This is a genomic window from Oceanobacillus sp. FSL W7-1309, assembly GCF_038002145.1.
GTDB lineage: Bacteria > Bacillota > Bacilli > Bacillales > Amphibacillaceae > Oceanobacillus > Oceanobacillus profundus.
This window is the reverse complement of sequence record NZ_JBBOBX010000001.1, coordinates 2,496,820-2,513,093: the sequence shown is the minus strand read 5'-3', so window position 1 is coordinate 2,513,093 and position 16,274 is coordinate 2,496,820. Positions and strand designations below refer to the sequence as shown.

The window sequence follows — 16,274 nt, the reverse complement described above, 5'->3', positions numbered from 1 at the left end:
ACTCTCCTTACTTAAGTTTATCTCTTAGTTGCTGAATTGTTCGAAACGAAGCTTCCATTTCTGTTTCAGGAATTTCTGCTAGTAATGATTGTTCAAATTTATTGACAACATCATAAGCTTTTTCATACATTTCCAAGCCTTTTTTTGTCAATTGCATCTTCCGCTCTCGCTTATCCTCACTTGGAAGACGTTCAATTAATTGTTGTTCCTCCAGCCGTTTGACAGTACGAGATATCGTCGGCTTCTCAACATCCAAATAATTCGTTATCTCTACAAGAGTAGCCGATCCGCACTGCTTTAAATAATAAACAATGCTCCATTGGGAATAATATAAACCTACTTCAACTAGATGCTCATTCAATTTTTTCCTAAACGTTCTTGTAAATTGCATGTTTAATTGAAAAAATCGTTGGGACAATTCAAACCCCTCCTAAAAAGTTACCTAAGTAACTATATACCATTTTAACATAAAAGTCTAGGGCAGATGGGGATGTTCATTATTTTTTAATTGGATAATCGAAATACAGATAATGATTGCTCTTCTCATTTCAATTATTTATCCCTAACGTCCACCTTTTTAACTGTCTTCCATACATAATACAAACTTTCTTTGGAAATATAACAACAATGGTTTAACCAAGTTTATGGTACTTTTAAACAAAAGAATGGAGGCTTTTTTATGGTTCAACATAACCCACACGACCAGATTCAACAAGCTACTCAACTTGTCCACCAGTCCATGGAATCGATCCAATCAGCAAAAGATCATGCAAGCGTAGACCATCAGCAATACGAACAAGCTACTGAGCAGCTGCAGCGGGCTGAAGATGTATTGCAGCAAGCACAGAACCAATACGGAGAGCAAGCCCTGCAGAACCCTCAATTTCAACAAACACAGGAATTGCTGCATAATTTAAGGCAGCAGCTTCAAAAGGTAGATCGTCAAGAAAATAGAAACTTTTAATGAAAACCCTTATCCTAAGATTAAGTTAAATAAACGCAAACAAATAAGGGATTCGTCATCACTCTTCGATTTGACGAATCCCCCATACTATCTTAACAAAGCATTGAATATATTTAATGACAATCCTAGATCCTACCTAATTTTAACGATTATCAACCTTTTCAGGATACATATCATGGTTCATCATCCGGTGCTCTGCCATTTGTTCATATTTCGTTCCAGGTTTACCATAGTTGCAATACGGGTCAATGGAAATACCACCACGCGGCGTGAACTTCCCCCATACTTCAATATATCGCGGATCCATTAGCTTAATTAAATCGTTCATTATAACATTTACACTATCCTCATGAAATCCGCCATGGTTGCGATAGCTGAATAAATACAGTTTGAGCGATTTACTCTCTACCATTTTTACATCAGGTATGTAACTAATATAAATCGTTGCAAAATCAGGTTGCCCTGTCATCGGACATAACGTCGTAAACTCTGGAAAATTTAATTTTACAAAATAATCCCGATCTTGATGGTTATTTTCAAATGCCTCCAGCACTTCTGGATTATATTCATATACATAGGATGTTCCTTGGTTTCCTAGTAAAGTCAATCCTGACAAATCTTGTTCCTTCATGTAATTCCCTCCACTTATTTGTTTTCAGATAAAAATCTACCTTGCAGACCTACCAAAAAAAGCCGTGTACCCCTAAGGCACACGACTTTAATCGCATCACTTTCCTTAGTTTTTTATAGAGGGTTAAAGCTAAGAACCTCTTTCGCATATTTACGAGTTTATTATATAGATGAATTATATATATGTCAATTTACACAAAACAGCATAAGAGGTAGTTTTAAGTAAAATTTTCCATTTACATAGACTTTTCTGTCAATAGGTGTTATAAAAGAAAAGCACCCTTATCTGTGCAACGACATCTATATCAACGATGCTAGCATCGATCATGAAAAACCTGGTAAAAGGACTTGACTCAATGCTTGAATCTAGCAGTAAAAGCTAAGTCCTTTTTATCTTCATATAAGCAATTTATTTTAAACATCATGCCTTTTTCAAAGCCTAAACATCTAAACTTTTTTAACAAATTCAGATTTCAGCTTCATTGCTCCAAAGCCATCGATTTTACAGTCAATATCATGATCGCCATCAACTAATCGAATATTCTTCACTTTCGTCCCTACCTTTACAACAGATGAACTTCCCTTTATTTTCAAATCTTTAATTACAGTGATTGTATCCCCGTCTTTTAGGACATTTCCGTTTACATCTCGAATCACATGCTCATCTTCATTGTTTTCCTTACCTGATTCTATAGTCCATTCATGCACACACTCTGGACATATAAATAGATTTCCATCTTCATATGTATACTCCGAATTACACTTCGGACAGTTTGGTACTTCATTCATCACATGCTTCCTCCATCCATTATATATGCTCTTATCATGCCATATACGTCTTGCATTAACAACCTTCCCCGAATTGTATTATAAAAGTTCCGCGAATCTACTTTAAATGATGTTCAAACTAAAACAAGCAATGCCAGAAAATAACCAGCATTGCTTACTAAAATCCCTATTTCGTATAATTATCAAAATATCCTTGGATAAAGACAATCGGCGTACCTTTGTCGCCACTTCCTGAAGTCAAGTCAGCAAGAGAACCAATTAAGTCCGTAAGCTTTCTCGGAGTTGTCCCTTGTGCTTCCATCGCTCCAACAAGATCCTCATCTTTTTCATTAATAAATTTTGAGATTGCTTGCTGCAGTTCCTCGCCTTTCAAATCGGAAAAATTATTATCTGCAAGATATTTTAATTTTACTTCATTCGGTGTTCCCTCAAGTCCAGCTGTAAAAGCAGGAGATACTACTGGATCTGCGAGTTCCCAAATTTTACCTACAGGATCTTTAAATGCTCCGTCTCCATAAATCATTACTTCCACATTTTTTCCTGTTTTCTCTTGCAGCATACTTTGAATTCTGTCCACTGTCGGCTGGCAATTACGCGGGAAAAGCTTTACCTTATCTTCTGTTGATTTGTTTGAACCCAACAGTCCATATTCCTCATTATATCCACTGCCATCAATTGGCTCTGCCAGGATATTATTAAGGCTATAAACCTTCTCCCCACCATTTGCTTCCAAAATTCTTTTCGTTCTGAATCTCGTATGAATATCACAAGCAAGCACACTCTTTGTATAATCTAGAATTGACTTCGGATTGTTCGAAAAGATAACCTCACATTCAACCCCAAATTCCTCAATAAGTGATTTATAATACTCAATATAATCTACACCAGTAAATGTATGCTTCAAATATCCAAAGTAATCACGGAATTGTTTTTCTGTTAAAACATCTGTCCAAGGATTAACTCCTTTTTCATCAAGCATATCAATACTCACTAAGTGATTCCCAACCTCATCTGACGGATAGCTGAGCATTAACACAATCTTTTTTGCACCTTTTGCAATTCCGCGAAGAATATTTGCAAAGCGATTTCTACTTAGGATTGGGAAGATAACACCCACAGTATCATCTCCAAATTTCGCGTGGACATCGTTCGCTATGGCTTCAATTGTAGCGTAGTTTCCTTGTGCACGAGCAACAATTGATTCTGTCAAAGCAACTATATCTTTATCATTAATTTGAATTTTTTCTGTTTCTGCAGCATGTAACACACTATCAACAACGATTTCCTCTATTTGATCACCTTGATTGATAATCGGACAGCGAAGACCTCTAACTACAGTTCCAACTACTCTTTCCAATCGAATCGCTCCTTCAATGTTAATGTCATTATGTATCTCTTTACTTGTAATATACATGGTATTAATGATATAAGTAAAATGAATATAACTAATATCAGATATAAGGAGCACTTATATGGCTAGCAAATTAGATTTATATAAGATATTTTGCAAAGTAGGAAAAACGAATAGTTTCTCGAAGGCAGCTGAAAGTCTTTATATGACACAGCCAGCTGTAAGTCAGGCAATTATGCAGTTAGAAAGAGATTTGGATACCCGACTTTTCAAGAGAACACCCAAAGGCGTAACATTGACACTTGAAGGCGAGCTTTTATTCGAATACGCAAATTCCGCAATTAATTTAATTGATGCTGGAGAGGAAAAAATATTAGAATTTAAAAATTTAACAACAGGAGAGTTAAAGATCGGAGTGGGGGATACAATTTCCCAGCATTTCTTACTTCCATATTTAGAAGATTTTCGTCATAAGTATCCTAAAATTAAATTTCATATTGTTAACGGAACGACTTTAGAGCTTTCTTCAGCTTTAAAGTCAGGAGAAGTCGACATTATTCTTTGTAATTTCCCGCTGAACGATCCAACATTTGAGCAAATCCCTTGTATGGATACCCATGACATCTTTGTTTGCGGGGAAAAGTTTAAATATATTTTATCCAAGCCCTTGAGCTTCAAAGAATTAGTAAAGCTCCCTTTAATATTTCTCGAACCAAAGTCTAATTCAAGAAGATATGTAGAAAATCAGTTGAAATCAAAAGGAATAACAATCGCTCCTGAAATGGAATTAGGCTCGTATAATTTGTTATTGGAATTCGCCAAAATAAATTTAGGGATCGCATGTGTAACAAGAGAATTTTCCTTTAGTTATTTGAATAGCGGTTTATTATATGAAGTGAAATTAGAAGAAGAGATACCGAAAAGAAGTATTGGAATCTGTTTCTTAAAGAGTGTTCCACTTTCTCCTGCTTCGACAAGGTTTGTAAAAATTATCCAAGGGGATTCAATTGGAAATAGGGCTCTTTCCCTCTAAGCGGGCGCATTAACTGAAAGTGGATCGTTGTATTTATTACGATCCACTTTCAGTTAATCTTTAGTTATTAGAATATTTTTCAACCAATACTTATTTCATCCGTTTATAATTTTTATGGTTTACAACTGTTTTAATTGGTTCTCCAGTTCCTTTATGATCACCAATTTTAACGATTACAGAGTTTTCACGAATCATGAGGACCTCTCCGGTTTTTCCCTTTTGTTCACCTTTTACGATTTGGATTTTATCCCCTTCGCTTACCTTCTTATCAACATTTGCTGTTTTATTCTCTTCTGACATGTCCAATTCCTCCTCTAAACCAACTAAATTAATCGGCAGTGCATTGTATTTACCTTATTTTAACACTCAAGCTAATCTTACAATATATTTACAGTAACTTCACTTAATTTTAATTGAAACCTACTTTATTTAATATAATTAGGTTTCGATATTGCGACAACCATATAATCTTGCCATTAAAGATTATCCTCTACACGTTTATCATGTTATATCCCATCTGTCAAGTTACTAAATTTATTTTTTTATTAAAAACGCTTTAAATTCTAAATTCCATTTGTTACTGACCATATATTTCCTCCCATTCCTAACTCTTCCTATTCTGTTATACCATTGAAACATCCATCATTAACTTGCAATAATTTTCATCACATTGTTAACTTATACCTGTTTGTCATGGTTGCAATTTAGGGTAGTATATAGTGTATCATTCATTTCAAACTGGAATTTCCTTAAGAGAGAGGAAGTGTGTGACGTTGGAAATTTGCTTTATGCGTAATCGTAGAAAACCAGCAAAATTCGCAAGACTACTATCAAAAGCTGCTAAATATTATGGTATTGACTTAATTTATTGTCATCCAACCGAGATTAATATGGAAGAGGAAATTATTCACGGAAAAATACTAAAGCATAACAAGTGGGTAAATAAAGATATTTCTATCCCTCCATTTATTGATTTAAGCAGCTATTGCTATAAATATAAAGAAGAAATGAAATTTTTAAAGGAAAGAAGCATTCTATCTAGCTATGGTAAATTTGGCTCGAAAGAAAAGGTATATAAAATGTTGGGAGATGATGGAGAATTTAAACACTTACTCATTCCTTCCCAAACTGTTCAACATTTCGAAGCGTTTTATAGCTTCTTAAATGAACATAAAGAAATTATAGCAAAACCTCGAAATGGACAAAAGGGCGAGGGTATATTTCTGATTTCTATGAAAGATGACAGCTATATACTGAGCTATGAAAATCAGGAAAGAAATATTTCTTTAACGGAACTAAAAGATTTTTTTGAGAACCAGATTAACCCAAAAATCTATTTGTTTCAAAAATATATAGAGTCCAAATCAGAAGCTGGTGATCCTTTTGATTGCAGAATTCGACTTGAAAAGAATGGAAACGGCGAGTGGAGTGTCCCTATTTACCTCGTTAGGATCGGAACGAACCAAAAGGTCGTTTCGAATGTAGCGCAGGGTGGTAGTGTCAGTACGTTAACACCCTTCTTAAAAGCAAACTACGGGGAGAACTGGAAAGCAATCCGAGATTCAATTAAACGGATAGGAAAGACGCTGCCATATAAAATTGAGAAATTATCGAAGCAAGCTACTTCCATGGGTATTGACATTGGAATTGATAAGCAGGGAGAGCTTTTCTTATTTGAAGTAAACTCTGCACCAGGTGTAGAATTTGGCACAGGTGAAATCGCAAGCATTAAAGCTGATTATTATCATTACATTTTAAACAAAATTTCTAATCAGCCTGTTCGAGATAAAGAAATGTTATATTCTTAAATGACTTTTTGCAGCTATAAGTAAACGTGATCCCCGTACCTTTCCTAGGTACGGGGATCTCTTTATTGATTTAACGGCATGTGTAACCAGTATCTGCATGAATAACGGTTCCAGTTACATAAGAAGACTGATCAGAAGCTAACTATAGACTTGCTTGTGCAATTTCCACTGGTTGACCGAATTGCCCTAAAAGACTAAGCTAAAGCGCAAATTCCTCTTCTGTTTGACCGGTTTCCTCTATAGCACCTCTTAACAGGTGTATTAATTGCTTCTGGCGCTACAGAGTTAACGCTGATATTTTAATCCCCATTTTCTAGTGCAGATACATTTGTCATACCTACCACACCATGTTTTGCAACAACATAAGCAATATTATTTGTACGATATTTACGTCATCCCCTCGCTTAATCAATTGTTGTAATTCATATTTCATTAGGAGAATAACTATCTAATTAGGATCTTGATAATACGATTGGCTCAGCATTCTCCATAGTTGCTTTGTATAAAAGAATATTGCCATCGTTCGCTTCTATTGTTCCTGTATCTACTTGAAAATTTTCATGTAATGCGATCGTCCATGCTGCTTCACCATTCTTTTTTAAAACAATGGCAAGTGTCCCAAACTGATGTATATCATCCCATTGGAATATTTCTGCTTCTCCATTCTCGGTCACAGTAATTCCCTCGGGACCGCTAACCAGCTCAACGTTATCGCCTTGCCAGTTGCCATGTGTTTGTGCTCCAACATAATAATAGGAAATGCCACTTCCACGATCTCCATAAGTAGCAATGAACTGCTGTGTTGTATTATTTGCTGCTTTATACGTAACTGCTCCAACATCTTCCGCTAACCATTCAACTTGATATTCACCTATTGTCTGTTCTGGCAATACTTCCTTTGGACGAGCAAGAATACCATAATAGGATCGATAATAAATAGCTTCACCACTTTCCATATTCTCTTTAATGGAGAGAACATGCTTCCAATCAGGCGATATGCTTGTGATATTTTTAATCTCATTGTTGCTGCTAATCAGCAGAAAAACATGCCCGATAATAAGAAGTGCCGAAATGCTGGAGATACTCATTATAAATTTTCTAGTTGATTGAAGAAGCAGTAAGATCGCTAACGTTAGACAAACCAAACAAACGATATTTATGATATAGAATAACCGATTATCCACATACTCTACTTGGAATCTTTCGTGAAGGACAAGGTATCCTATTTGCATACAGAAAAAGCCAATTGCTACGAGAAATAACATCCATCCCATAACTTTTTTCCATTTACTCGTGTTCTGCTTCATCTGGCGGAACCTCCTTTGAAAAATCCCATGTTTGACCGTTATCCGTTGAGATAAATTCCCCTTTGACAAGTCCGCCTGCATAATCTCCGGTTGGCCCTTGATTTATCAACATCTTCAGCCGCTCTCCCTCTTTTACTGGAATTTCTGCGATTACAAAGACCTCATGATATTCCTCTGGCATAATAATGGATGCCTGATTCCACGTATTTCCCCCATCCTCAGTAACATAAAGCATCGGTTCTACCGGATTAATCGTTCCATAGGACAGGAAACCTGTAGTTTCATCCACAAAGCCACCATCCGAAATAAGTCTTGTCACTTCTGTATAGGTTGTTTCTTCCCAGCTCTTTCCTCCGTCATGTGTTAGAAAGGCTGCGGAATATTCTTGAGACATGGTTCGACCACCAGAGATAATCGCATACCCAAAACGATCGTTTAAAAAATCTACTTTTCTAAAACGCATTACCGAAAATGGTTCAGTTACAACAGATTTCTCCCACATTTCACCCTGATCGACAGAAAAAAGAAAAACGATTTGTTGTGCTTCCCAATCGGTTCCTTCCGAATAGAGAAAACCAACTCGCTCTTCCGTCAGAACATAGCTATTATCAATTAGCTCCTGCTCGCTCCCATTATACTCACCAGTAAATAGCTGGTCCTTCTCAACCGGAACCTCAACCCAATCCTCGCCATTATTAAAACGAAGGTTAAGCTGATCATTTTGTAAAGAATACGTAACAGCATTGTCAACGGTAACAGGTTGTAATTGCTCTGGTTGCGCTTGTTCTATTTCATCTAAGCTGTTTTCCTGCGAATTATTTACCAGAGCTGATTGTGAGAGCGAGACTCGATTTGAACTCTGATGATAGATTACTGCCATTATCACCAGAGCAATCACCATCACACCCGCTCCTAGTAAAAGATGATTTTTCACGTGTTCACTCCTTTTATAGTAGGTCTCTTTTTTAAAGTCTTTTAGGATATACGATAGTAAAATCAGTAATTGTCCATTGAATAATTCTCCTATTTTAACTAAAAAGGTTTTCTGAACCCTCAATTATTACTATCGCAAATAATACCCTCGTAAAATCAATCCTCCGGTTCTTCGTGTAACCCCCAAGGAATTCTAGCTTCAAATTCTAATTGTATGAACGGATGAGTCGAACTATCTTGTAATAAAAATGAACCCTTACCAAATCCAAATGTGAAGTTTTTAATTGTAGTGGTAGTTGTATCATCCCATGAAGAATCTGTACAATATTCGCCCTCTACTAGTCTGCCAACTATAGGATAATTCCCCATATATAAGTGCAGCCCATCTTCCATTTTTCCGAATTCCGATAAATTGTTTGGCATGGATGGTTGAATTCCCAGTAGGTTAAAAATGTCAATGATAGTAGAATCTAAATGTTTGTACATAACCATATAGTTTTCGCAGTATAAACATTCGCAAACCTCTACATTTTCCCTATATAATTCTTTTGTCTGATTTACATCAACTTCTAACAACCAATTTATTAAGCTAATCTCTCTCACTTTACTCCCACCTGAATTTTATTTTTATCTTTATAGTTTCCGGATCTTCTTCCCGTCCCCGTATTCGTGTATTTCTGTTATATCTATTCAAAATCGTTTATATATTTTAGGGCAAGTAACAATATTATTCTATCAGAAAAAGAAACTCTTATTTATATTGTATTCCTTTTCACTGAACAAAACGAGTAAAAATCAATACAAATTTACTCAAATTTTAGGTGACGGCATAAAGCTCGTTCCGCTGTACAAAGAGTTAATTACTACTTATTTGATTAAGCAATTAAAAAGCTGGAACCATATGGCTCCAGCTTTTTAATCATTTATCAATTATTCACTTACAACCGTAAATCTTTCATTTACGTGTTTTGCATCTTCCATTTCATCGACAATTGCAATAGCAAAATCTGCATAGCTAATATAGCTTTGACCTGCTTCATTAAGAAGCAAGACATCTTTTCCTGTTTTGTAGGAACCTGTTCGCTCTCCTTCTGCATCAAATATAGCGGAAGGGCTGACAAACGTCCATGCTAATTTATCTGTCTCCTGTAATTCTTTTAAATTTCGTGCCTGCCCATTTGCAGTTGGTTTAAATACATCTGGAAAATCTGGCGTATCGATTATGCGGATTGTTTTGTTTTCATCAGCATAAAGACTCCCAGCTCCTCCGACAACGATTAATCTAGCGTTTGTTTCATGCAGTAGCTTGATTAGGTGATGTCCAGCATCAACATGTGCTTGCTCTTCACCAAGTGGGGCACCGAATGCATTTACAATTACATCAAATTTATGAAGGTCTTCTGTGTTCAGATCAAAAATATTTTTTTCGATGATGGTAATATTTTTAACGGCTAGCTTTGAAGCATCTCTTACGATAGCCGTAACTTGATGTCCACGATCCATCACCTCATTTAAAATTAATTTCCCGGCTTTTCCACTAGCACCGATAACTGCAATATTCATTTTTTATTCCTCCAATTTCAGTTGAATGAATTTTATCGTAACCACGCTATACATAATTTATTTACCTTGACTCATCGCTTTCGTTAACCTTGGAACAACCTCCGTTGCAAGTAACTCTATATTTTTCTGTACTTTTTCAAACGGCAGTCCACCAATATCGATTTGCGCCAGAAAACGTGTGTGTCCGTATAACTCATGCTGCCTGAGGATTTTCTCAACAACCAGTTCTGGACTTCCAACAAATAATGCTGTTTCGGGACTGGCAACCTGTTCAAAGTCACTTCTAGACATTCGTGTTCCCATGCCACGCTGACGATTAACATAATTCCAGTAGTTGGCGTAATACGGATAAAACTCATCCCTGGCTTCTTCTGTTGTTTCAGCAAGGTAAGTATGCCCTGTCACACCAACTGTTAATGTATCTGGAGAATGTCCCGCCTCCAATCCTGCCTTGCGATAGATATCAACCAACGGCTTAAAACGCATTGGATCGCCACCCAATATCGCGATCGCCATACCTACACCGAGTCTCCCTGCACGAGCAGCACTTTCCGGTGTCCCGCCAACTCCAATCCAGATTGGCAATTTCCTTTGTACAGGACGTGGTGAAATTTCCGCATTTTTTAATGCTGAACGAAACTTTCCATTCCACGAAACGATTTCATTTTCATTGAGCTTTAAAAGTAAATCCATATGCTCGCTAAACAGTTCATTATAATCATTTGTATCATAACCAAACAATGGGAAAGATTCGATAAAAGCTCCTCGTCCAGCTAAAATTTCTGCACGTCCATTTGAAATTAAATCCAATGTAGCAAAGTCTTCAAATAAGCGAACAGGGTCAAGTGTGCTGATAACACTGGTAGCGCTCGTTAATCGAATCTGATTTGTCGCATTAGCAATAGCAGCTAATACCACAGCTGGTGAGGAAACCGCATAATCTAAGCGATGATGCTCCCCTATCCCAAATACATCCAGACCGGCTTCATCTGCCAGCTTTGCCGCTTTAATAATTTCATCTATTCGCTGTTTCATGCTGATTGTTTTTCCAGTTATGGGATCTGGTCCTATATCCGCAAGTGTGTAAATCCCTATTTCAATCCCATTTTCTTTTAATGTTGACAATGCTTCTTCCACCTCTTAGATCGTTAACTCAATCCGATTTCCGGACGGATCATACGTCATTCTTCTTCCTGCTTCTTCAGTTACCGAAACGCCGATTTTTGTCAAGTTAGCGACTGTTTCCTTAATCGCTTCTTCATTCGGTAAAACAAGTGTATAGGATTCCATACCTACACTGTTTTCAGCTGGCTTCGGTGCTCCAACTCCATTCCATGTATTGACTCCAATATGATGATGATAGTTGTCTTTTGATAGGAATAGCGCCTGTCTTCCATAACGATTTACAACATCAAATCCAAGACCTTTCACATAAAATTCCTCTGTTTTTTCTAATTCAGAAACATGTAAATGGATATGCCCCATTAGTGTGTCTTCAGGCAGTCCTTCCCATGTTTCACCTGGTACACGATTCTTTAGTAACCTTTCAAAATCCAATGGGTCAACTGCCATTGCAACTTCTTCATCAGTCCAACTCCACTCTGATGGATTACGATCAATATAGATTTCAATTTCGTTTCCATCAGGGTCATGTAAATAAAGTGCTTCGCTTACAAGGTGGTCTGAGGAACCAAAACGAATACCTTTTTCTGAAAAATGCACAACAATATTAGCCAAATCTTTTTTCTCAGGCAATAGCAGGGCAAAATGATACAACCCAGTCGTTCTTCCTTGTTTTGGAATAACATCTTTTGGTTGCGTTAATGATAAGATGCTCGTCTTCCCGTCTGTTGTTAATCTTGCTGTATTAGCTGTTTGTTCTAATATATCGAAACCAATTATTTCTTGATAGTACTGTAAAGACCTTTCTAAATTTTCTACCTTTATGTTGACATGGCCAACGAATGTCGTTGGTTTAGTATGGAACCCCATAATCATCCTCCTCGTTTTTTTTATTCAATTAAATAGTTTGTTTGCTAAAATAAGCCTAATTCTTCAGCAGTTTTTTAGAATTAGACATTGTATTTTATTCATTTTTACAATGTTTTTCATTAGATTACTTTATGTAACCAAGTTTATAATTAGAACTACATATTGTCAAGTAATAAATTTTATTTTTATAACAAGGTGAATTTTTATGTTATACTTAAAGTAAGCGAGGTGAATATAATTGGCACAACCAACAATCTGTCCAAAGTTTGAAAAAGCCATCTCACTGTTAAGTCAAAGGTGGACGGCATTAGTAGTTTATCAATTATTACTAGGAACACAACGTTTTAGTGAAATCCAATCAGCTATCGGCATAAGTGGAAAAGTATTATCCGACCGTTTAAAGGATTTAGAAAAGCAAGATATCGTGAAACGTGAAGTTATACCAGATACACCAGTGATTATTGAATACTCTTTAACAGAAAAAGGGCGTTCAATGGAGCCAATATTGCGAACGATCGAGAGCTGGTCACAAGATTGGTTTCAATCCGAATCTGAGATATGACAGATTGGAAATCCACTTAATAATGAGGAAGGGTTGTCCTCCAAAATCATGTTGGCTGATTTTGGAGGACAACCCTTTTTATCTTTAGGGAGTGTAATATTAACTGTGTAAGTAAGAATGCGTACGGTTCTTGCTTACACATTTTTTTAATTTTGATAGAATGGAATTAAATTGATAGGAGGTTATGTAATGACGAAGTCAAAGCGAGACCCGAAATCAGTTAAGTTGGCAAATAAAATTATTGAAGACTATCAACCAGAGTCAGTTGAAGATATGCAAAATGCACTCAAAGATATATTTGGTCCTATGTTTGAAACAATGTTAAAGGGCGAGATGAATAACCACTTAGGATACGATTCGAATGATAAAGGAGAAAAAGAAACCGAAAACAGACGCAATGGGTATGGAAAGAAAACGATCAAAACAGCTTCAGGAGAAGTAGATATTAATATGCCCCGTGATCGTGACGGTTCCTTTAATTCTGAACTGATACCGAAGCGTAAGAAGGATGTTTCTGCCATTGAGGGTAAAGTGATCTCCATGTATGCACGTGGGATGTCGCAGCGTGATATTTCATCAACGATTGAAGATATTTATGGTTTTTCAGTATCTCATGAAATGATATCCGATATTACGGATCAAGTGCTTCCTGAACTGGAGGATTGGCAAACCAGACCGTTAAGTGACTGTTATGCATTTGTTTTCGTAGATTGCATGTATACAACCATCCGCAATCAATATGAGGCGAAGAAATATGCTGTCTATACGATTCTGGGTTACACAATGGAAGGGAATAAAGAAATCCTTGGCTTATGGTTAAATGAAACGGAAAGCAAACACAAATGGATGCAGATTTTCGATGAAATCAAGGCGAGAGGTGTCGAAGACATTTTCTTTATATCCATGGATGGTGTGAGTGGTTTGGAAGAAGGAGCACGTGCGATTTTCCCTGACGTAATCGTTCAACGATGCATGGTTCATTTGATTCGTAACTCCGTCAAATATGTTCCCAGCAAGGATTATAAAACATTCACCAAAGCCTTAAAGAAAGTTTATGGTGCGCCAAGCCACAAGGCTTGCCTAAGTGCCTTTGAATCCTTTCAACAGCAATGGGCTGCTTATCCAGGGGCAATTGATGTTTGGACAAGAAACTTCCACCATGTCGAGCAGCTTTATGATTATGGAAGTGCCATTCGTAAAGTTATGTACACCACCAACGCAGTTGAAAGCATCCATTCCAGCTTCAGAAAAGTAACCAAAAAAGGAGCATTCCCTAACGAGAACGCTCTACTAAAAGTATTATTTTTACGAGTCAAAGAACTCGAAACCAAATGGGAAGGTGGCCATATCCAAAACTGGGCAATGGTTATGAACCAACTACTTCTCCATGGAAATCTAAAAGAGAGGGCTTTAAAATATCTTGAGTAAGTTTAGAACTTACACACTTTATTTGACAAACCCTATCTTTACTCGTTTTTATTTAAAATTTCATCGATTGCTTGTAGCTCTTCTTTCGATAATCGAATGTCACTTGCTTTAACATTTTCGCGAATTCTCTCTTTGCGTTTTCCACCTGGAATTACTGCATCTACGCCTTCCTGAGCAAGCAGCCATGCTAGTGCTAAATTAGGCAAGTTCGTATCCTTACGTACAGCAAACTTGTTTAATTCATCTACTTTATCAAGCGTTTGAATATACTGCTCTCCTTGGAACAATGGAACAGACTGGCGCCAATCACCCGCATCTAATTTAGTCTCCTTTGTAAATCCTCCGCCTAGTAATCCAAATGCTAATGGACCATATGGAATAAATGAAATATTATTTTCTCTTGTGTATGGCAATAATGCTTCCTCAGCAGATCGATCCAGCATATTGTATGGTGATTGCAAGACAGAAATGTCACCATGTGCATTCGCTTCTTTTAACTGCTCAATAGATAGATTTGAAACCCCAATCGACCGAATTTTTCCTTCTTCCTTTAGACGCGCTAACTCACCAATTGATTCGGTAAAAGGCGTTTTATTATCTGGGAAGTGCAAATAATATAAGTCTACATAGTCTAATTGCAGCCTTTGTAAACTTTTCTCAACTGCTTCCCTTAAATATTCAGGACGATTATCTGTTTTCACATCATCTAAATTCGTAAAGTTTTGTGCTCCCTTTGTTGCAATAACAAAATCATCACGTTTAAATTCTTTTAATGCTTCACCAACTAATTCTTCCGAACGGCCAAGACCGTAAATGTCAGCAGTATCAATAAATGTTACCCCAAGGTTAAGTGCTTCCCTTACTAAATCTTTTCCATCTTGTTCATTTAAATTTTGGAATAGATTATGACCACCAACAGCATTTGTACCAAGTCCAATCGCCGATATTTCCAAATTTGATTTCTTTAGCTTTGTATAATTCATGTTTTTCCCTCCTTGTATTTGAGTAGCTATAGCATAATTTCTACATGTAAAAACTACAAATATTCTTGGTAAAGTTTCAAATAATGAAACTCACTATGATTATTTTGTAGTAAACTATTCAAACACCTATACTACAGAAGACGGGGTGATAAAAATGGCACAAAATCAAGTTTCTACACTAAGAAAAGGACTTCTCGTATTAGAACTGGTTAAACAAAATGAGGGAATTACTTTAGCAGAGGTGATGAAGGAGCTTCATTTAAGTAAGTCTACAGCATTCCGATTATTAACGACCTTAGAAGAAATGAAGTATATCTATAAAATTCAAACATCGTATTTCTTTAATCCAAAGGTTTTCCTTGATGAATCTGAAAAACGCTCCTCAAAGGGCTGGACATCTTTACGTTCCATCTACCAAGCAGCAGAAAACCTGCAAATGAGCACCTATTTAGGAAAAGTAGATGGTACCGACTTAGTTATGACCCAGGTATTACACGCTCCTTTCCAGCAATCAGCAGACGAAGAAATGGGTAACCGCTCTAAATTACATCTATCTGCTTTAGGCAAAGTCATTTTAGCACATTTAGATGATGCTAAATTAACTCCACTACTCGATAAAATGGCACTGGATCCTGCCACAGTCAATACGTTTCAAGACTCCCAATTATTTCGTTATCATTTAAAGGCGATACATGAAGATGGATACGCTTTTGATGACGAAGAACGGGCTGTTGGTCTCCGTTGCGTTGCTGTACCAGTTTTTCGCAATAAGAAAGTCATTGCTGCATTAGCTATTGCGGCACCAACAGATCAACTATCACGTAGCAGTGTCAAACAAATTGCTTTAAAACTAAATGTCGGTAGTAAAGCAATCACACAAGAATTAGAGGCTTTAGATAATATACATTAATTTATATAACGGAGGAATAAC

18 protein-coding genes and 1 riboswitch are annotated in these 16,274 nt (G+C 36.6%); of the genes, 6 read left to right on the top strand and 12 right to left on the bottom strand.

Annotation, left to right across the window (positions count from 1 at the left end; all coding sequences use genetic code 11):
- Nucleotides 1-7 precede the first annotated feature (7 nt).
- Complete coding sequence (locus NST46_RS12140) at nucleotides 8-418, bottom strand: MarR family winged helix-turn-helix transcriptional regulator (protein ID WP_095313749.1); 411 nt, start codon at nucleotides 416-418, stop codon at nucleotides 8-10.
- A 261-nt stretch (nucleotides 419-679) separates the two neighbouring features.
- Here NST46_RS12140 and NST46_RS12135 point away from each other — a divergent pair, with 261 nt between their 5' ends.
- The gene (locus NST46_RS12135) at nucleotides 680-964 is read left to right on the top strand and encodes a hypothetical protein (RefSeq protein WP_095313751.1); all 285 of its coding nucleotides are present in this window, start codon (nucleotides 680-682) and stop codon (nucleotides 962-964) included.
- Nucleotides 965-1,106: 142 nt separating this feature from the next.
- On the opposite strand, the gene queF is transcribed toward NST46_RS12135, so the two are convergent.
- The 3 genes from queF to NST46_RS12120 form a co-directional block, all read right to left on the bottom strand.
- Entirely contained in the window at nucleotides 1,107-1,595 is a 489-nt protein-coding gene (queF, locus tag NST46_RS12130) for a preQ(1) synthase (RefSeq protein WP_095313753.1), read from the bottom strand.
- A 99-nt stretch (nucleotides 1,596-1,694) separates the two neighbouring features.
- Nucleotides 1,695-1,741: riboswitch (PreQ1 riboswitch) on the bottom strand.
- Between the two features lie 300 nt (nucleotides 1,742-2,041).
- Nucleotides 2,042-2,383, bottom strand: a complete 342-nt coding sequence (locus NST46_RS12125; protein WP_095313755.1) for a zinc ribbon domain-containing protein YjdM — start codon at nucleotides 2,381-2,383, stop codon at nucleotides 2,042-2,044.
- Between the two features lie 166 nt (nucleotides 2,384-2,549).
- Entirely contained in the window at nucleotides 2,550-3,740 is a 1,191-nt protein-coding gene (locus NST46_RS12120) for a coenzyme F420-0:L-glutamate ligase (RefSeq protein WP_341137275.1), read from the bottom strand.
- A 115-nt stretch (nucleotides 3,741-3,855) separates the two neighbouring features.
- Here NST46_RS12120 and NST46_RS12115 point away from each other — a divergent pair, with 115 nt between their 5' ends.
- Entirely contained in the window at nucleotides 3,856-4,767 is a 912-nt protein-coding gene (locus NST46_RS12115) for a LysR family transcriptional regulator (protein WP_095313759.1), read from the top strand.
- Nucleotides 4,768-4,857: 90 nt separating this feature from the next.
- Here NST46_RS12115 and NST46_RS12110 read toward each other — a convergent pair whose 3' ends face one another.
- Nucleotides 4,858-5,067, bottom strand: coding sequence for a DUF2187 family protein (locus NST46_RS12110; RefSeq protein WP_095313761.1), 210 nt, complete (start codon nucleotides 5,065-5,067; stop codon nucleotides 4,858-4,860).
- A gap of 488 nt (nucleotides 5,068-5,555) precedes the next feature.
- Here NST46_RS12110 and NST46_RS12105 point away from each other — a divergent pair, with 488 nt between their 5' ends.
- The gene (locus NST46_RS12105) at nucleotides 5,556-6,575 is read left to right on the top strand and encodes a YheC/YheD family protein (protein WP_240033872.1); all 1,020 of its coding nucleotides are present in this window, start codon (nucleotides 5,556-5,558) and stop codon (nucleotides 6,573-6,575) included.
- A 452-nt stretch (nucleotides 6,576-7,027) separates the two neighbouring features.
- On the opposite strand, the gene NST46_RS12100 is transcribed toward NST46_RS12105, so the two are convergent.
- The 6 genes from NST46_RS12100 to NST46_RS12075 form a co-directional block, all read right to left on the bottom strand.
- Nucleotides 7,028-7,882 carry a hypothetical protein gene (locus NST46_RS12100; RefSeq protein WP_340003044.1) on the bottom strand — a complete coding sequence of 285 codons (855 nt, stop codon included), beginning with the start codon at nucleotides 7,880-7,882 and terminating at the stop codon, nucleotides 7,028-7,030.
- Nucleotides 7,863-8,816 carry a WD40/YVTN/BNR-like repeat-containing protein gene (locus NST46_RS12095; RefSeq protein ID WP_341137274.1) on the bottom strand — a complete coding sequence of 318 codons (954 nt, stop codon included), beginning with the start codon at nucleotides 8,814-8,816 and terminating at the stop codon, nucleotides 7,863-7,865. Before NST46_RS12095 ends, NST46_RS12100 begins: the two co-directional genes overlap by 20 nt.
- 155 nt (nucleotides 8,817-8,971) lie before the next feature.
- Entirely contained in the window at nucleotides 8,972-9,418 is a 447-nt protein-coding gene (locus NST46_RS12090; protein ID WP_341137273.1) for a hypothetical protein, read from the bottom strand.
- A 327-nt stretch (nucleotides 9,419-9,745) separates the two neighbouring features.
- Complete coding sequence (locus NST46_RS12085; protein WP_341137272.1) at nucleotides 9,746-10,378, bottom strand: NAD(P)-dependent oxidoreductase; 633 nt, start codon at nucleotides 10,376-10,378, stop codon at nucleotides 9,746-9,748.
- Nucleotides 10,379-10,435: 57 nt separating this feature from the next.
- On the bottom strand, nucleotides 10,436-11,503 hold the full coding sequence (locus tag NST46_RS12080) for an LLM class flavin-dependent oxidoreductase (protein ID WP_341137271.1): 1,068 nt from the start codon (nucleotides 11,501-11,503) through the stop codon (nucleotides 10,436-10,438).
- 15 nt (nucleotides 11,504-11,518) lie between these two features.
- A complete protein-coding gene (locus NST46_RS12075; RefSeq protein ID WP_341137270.1) occupies nucleotides 11,519-12,370 on the bottom strand; it encodes a VOC family protein in 852 nt (283 codons plus the stop codon).
- A 238-nt stretch (nucleotides 12,371-12,608) separates the two neighbouring features.
- Between NST46_RS12075 and NST46_RS12070 the strand changes: the two genes are divergently transcribed.
- Nucleotides 12,609-12,932: a winged helix-turn-helix transcriptional regulator gene (locus NST46_RS12070; protein WP_095313774.1), complete on the top strand. Its 324-nt coding sequence runs from the start codon at nucleotides 12,609-12,611 to the stop codon at nucleotides 12,930-12,932.
- A gap of 189 nt (nucleotides 12,933-13,121) precedes the next feature.
- Nucleotides 13,122-14,360 (top strand): IS256 family transposase, encoded by a 1,239-nt coding sequence (locus NST46_RS12065; RefSeq protein WP_251661683.1) that lies wholly within the window; start codon nucleotides 13,122-13,124, stop codon nucleotides 14,358-14,360.
- A 38-nt stretch (nucleotides 14,361-14,398) separates the two neighbouring features.
- On the opposite strand, the gene NST46_RS12060 is transcribed toward NST46_RS12065, so the two are convergent.
- On the bottom strand, nucleotides 14,399-15,343 hold the full coding sequence (locus NST46_RS12060) for an aldo/keto reductase (protein WP_095313776.1): 945 nt from the start codon (nucleotides 15,341-15,343) through the stop codon (nucleotides 14,399-14,401).
- Between the two features lie 154 nt (nucleotides 15,344-15,497).
- Here NST46_RS12060 and NST46_RS12055 point away from each other — a divergent pair, with 154 nt between their 5' ends.
- Entirely contained in the window at nucleotides 15,498-16,253 is a 756-nt protein-coding gene (locus tag NST46_RS12055) for an IclR family transcriptional regulator (RefSeq protein ID WP_303447669.1), read from the top strand.
- Nucleotides 16,254-16,274: the final 21 nt, after the last annotated feature.

Excerpts from the sequence above, each read along its gene's own strand:
- NST46_RS12065 (WP_251661683.1), top strand. The coding sequence starts at position 13,122 with ATGACGAAGTCAAAGCGAGACCCGAAATCAGTTAAGTTGGCAAATAAA.
- NST46_RS12100 (WP_340003044.1), bottom strand. The coding sequence starts at position 7,882 with ATGAAGCAGAACACGAGTAAATGGAAAAAAGTTATGGGATGGATGTTA.
- NST46_RS12110 (WP_095313761.1), bottom strand. The coding sequence starts at position 5,067 with ATGTCAGAAGAGAATAAAACAGCAAATGTTGATAAGAAGGTAAGCGAA.
- queF (WP_095313753.1), bottom strand. The coding sequence starts at position 1,595 with ATGAAGGAACAAGATTTGTCAGGATTGACTTTACTAGGAAACCAAGGA.
- NST46_RS12075 (WP_341137270.1), bottom strand. The coding sequence starts at position 12,370 with ATGGGGTTCCATACTAAACCAACGACATTCGTTGGCCATGTCAACATA.
- NST46_RS12125 (WP_095313755.1), bottom strand. The coding sequence starts at position 2,383 with ATGAATGAAGTACCAAACTGTCCGAAGTGTAATTCGGAGTATACATAT.
- NST46_RS12055 (WP_303447669.1), top strand. The coding sequence starts at position 15,498 with ATGGCACAAAATCAAGTTTCTACACTAAGAAAAGGACTTCTCGTATTA.
- NST46_RS12135 (WP_095313751.1), top strand. The coding sequence starts at position 680 with ATGGTTCAACATAACCCACACGACCAGATTCAACAAGCTACTCAACTT.
- NST46_RS12085 (WP_341137272.1), bottom strand. The coding sequence starts at position 10,378 with ATGAATATTGCAGTTATCGGTGCTAGTGGAAAAGCCGGGAAATTAATT.
- NST46_RS12115 (WP_095313759.1), top strand. The coding sequence starts at position 3,856 with ATGGCTAGCAAATTAGATTTATATAAGATATTTTGCAAAGTAGGAAAA.
- NST46_RS12105 (WP_240033872.1), top strand. The coding sequence starts at position 5,556 with ATGCGTAATCGTAGAAAACCAGCAAAATTCGCAAGACTACTATCAAAA.
- NST46_RS12060 (WP_095313776.1), bottom strand. The coding sequence starts at position 15,343 with ATGAATTATACAAAGCTAAAGAAATCAAATTTGGAAATATCGGCGATT.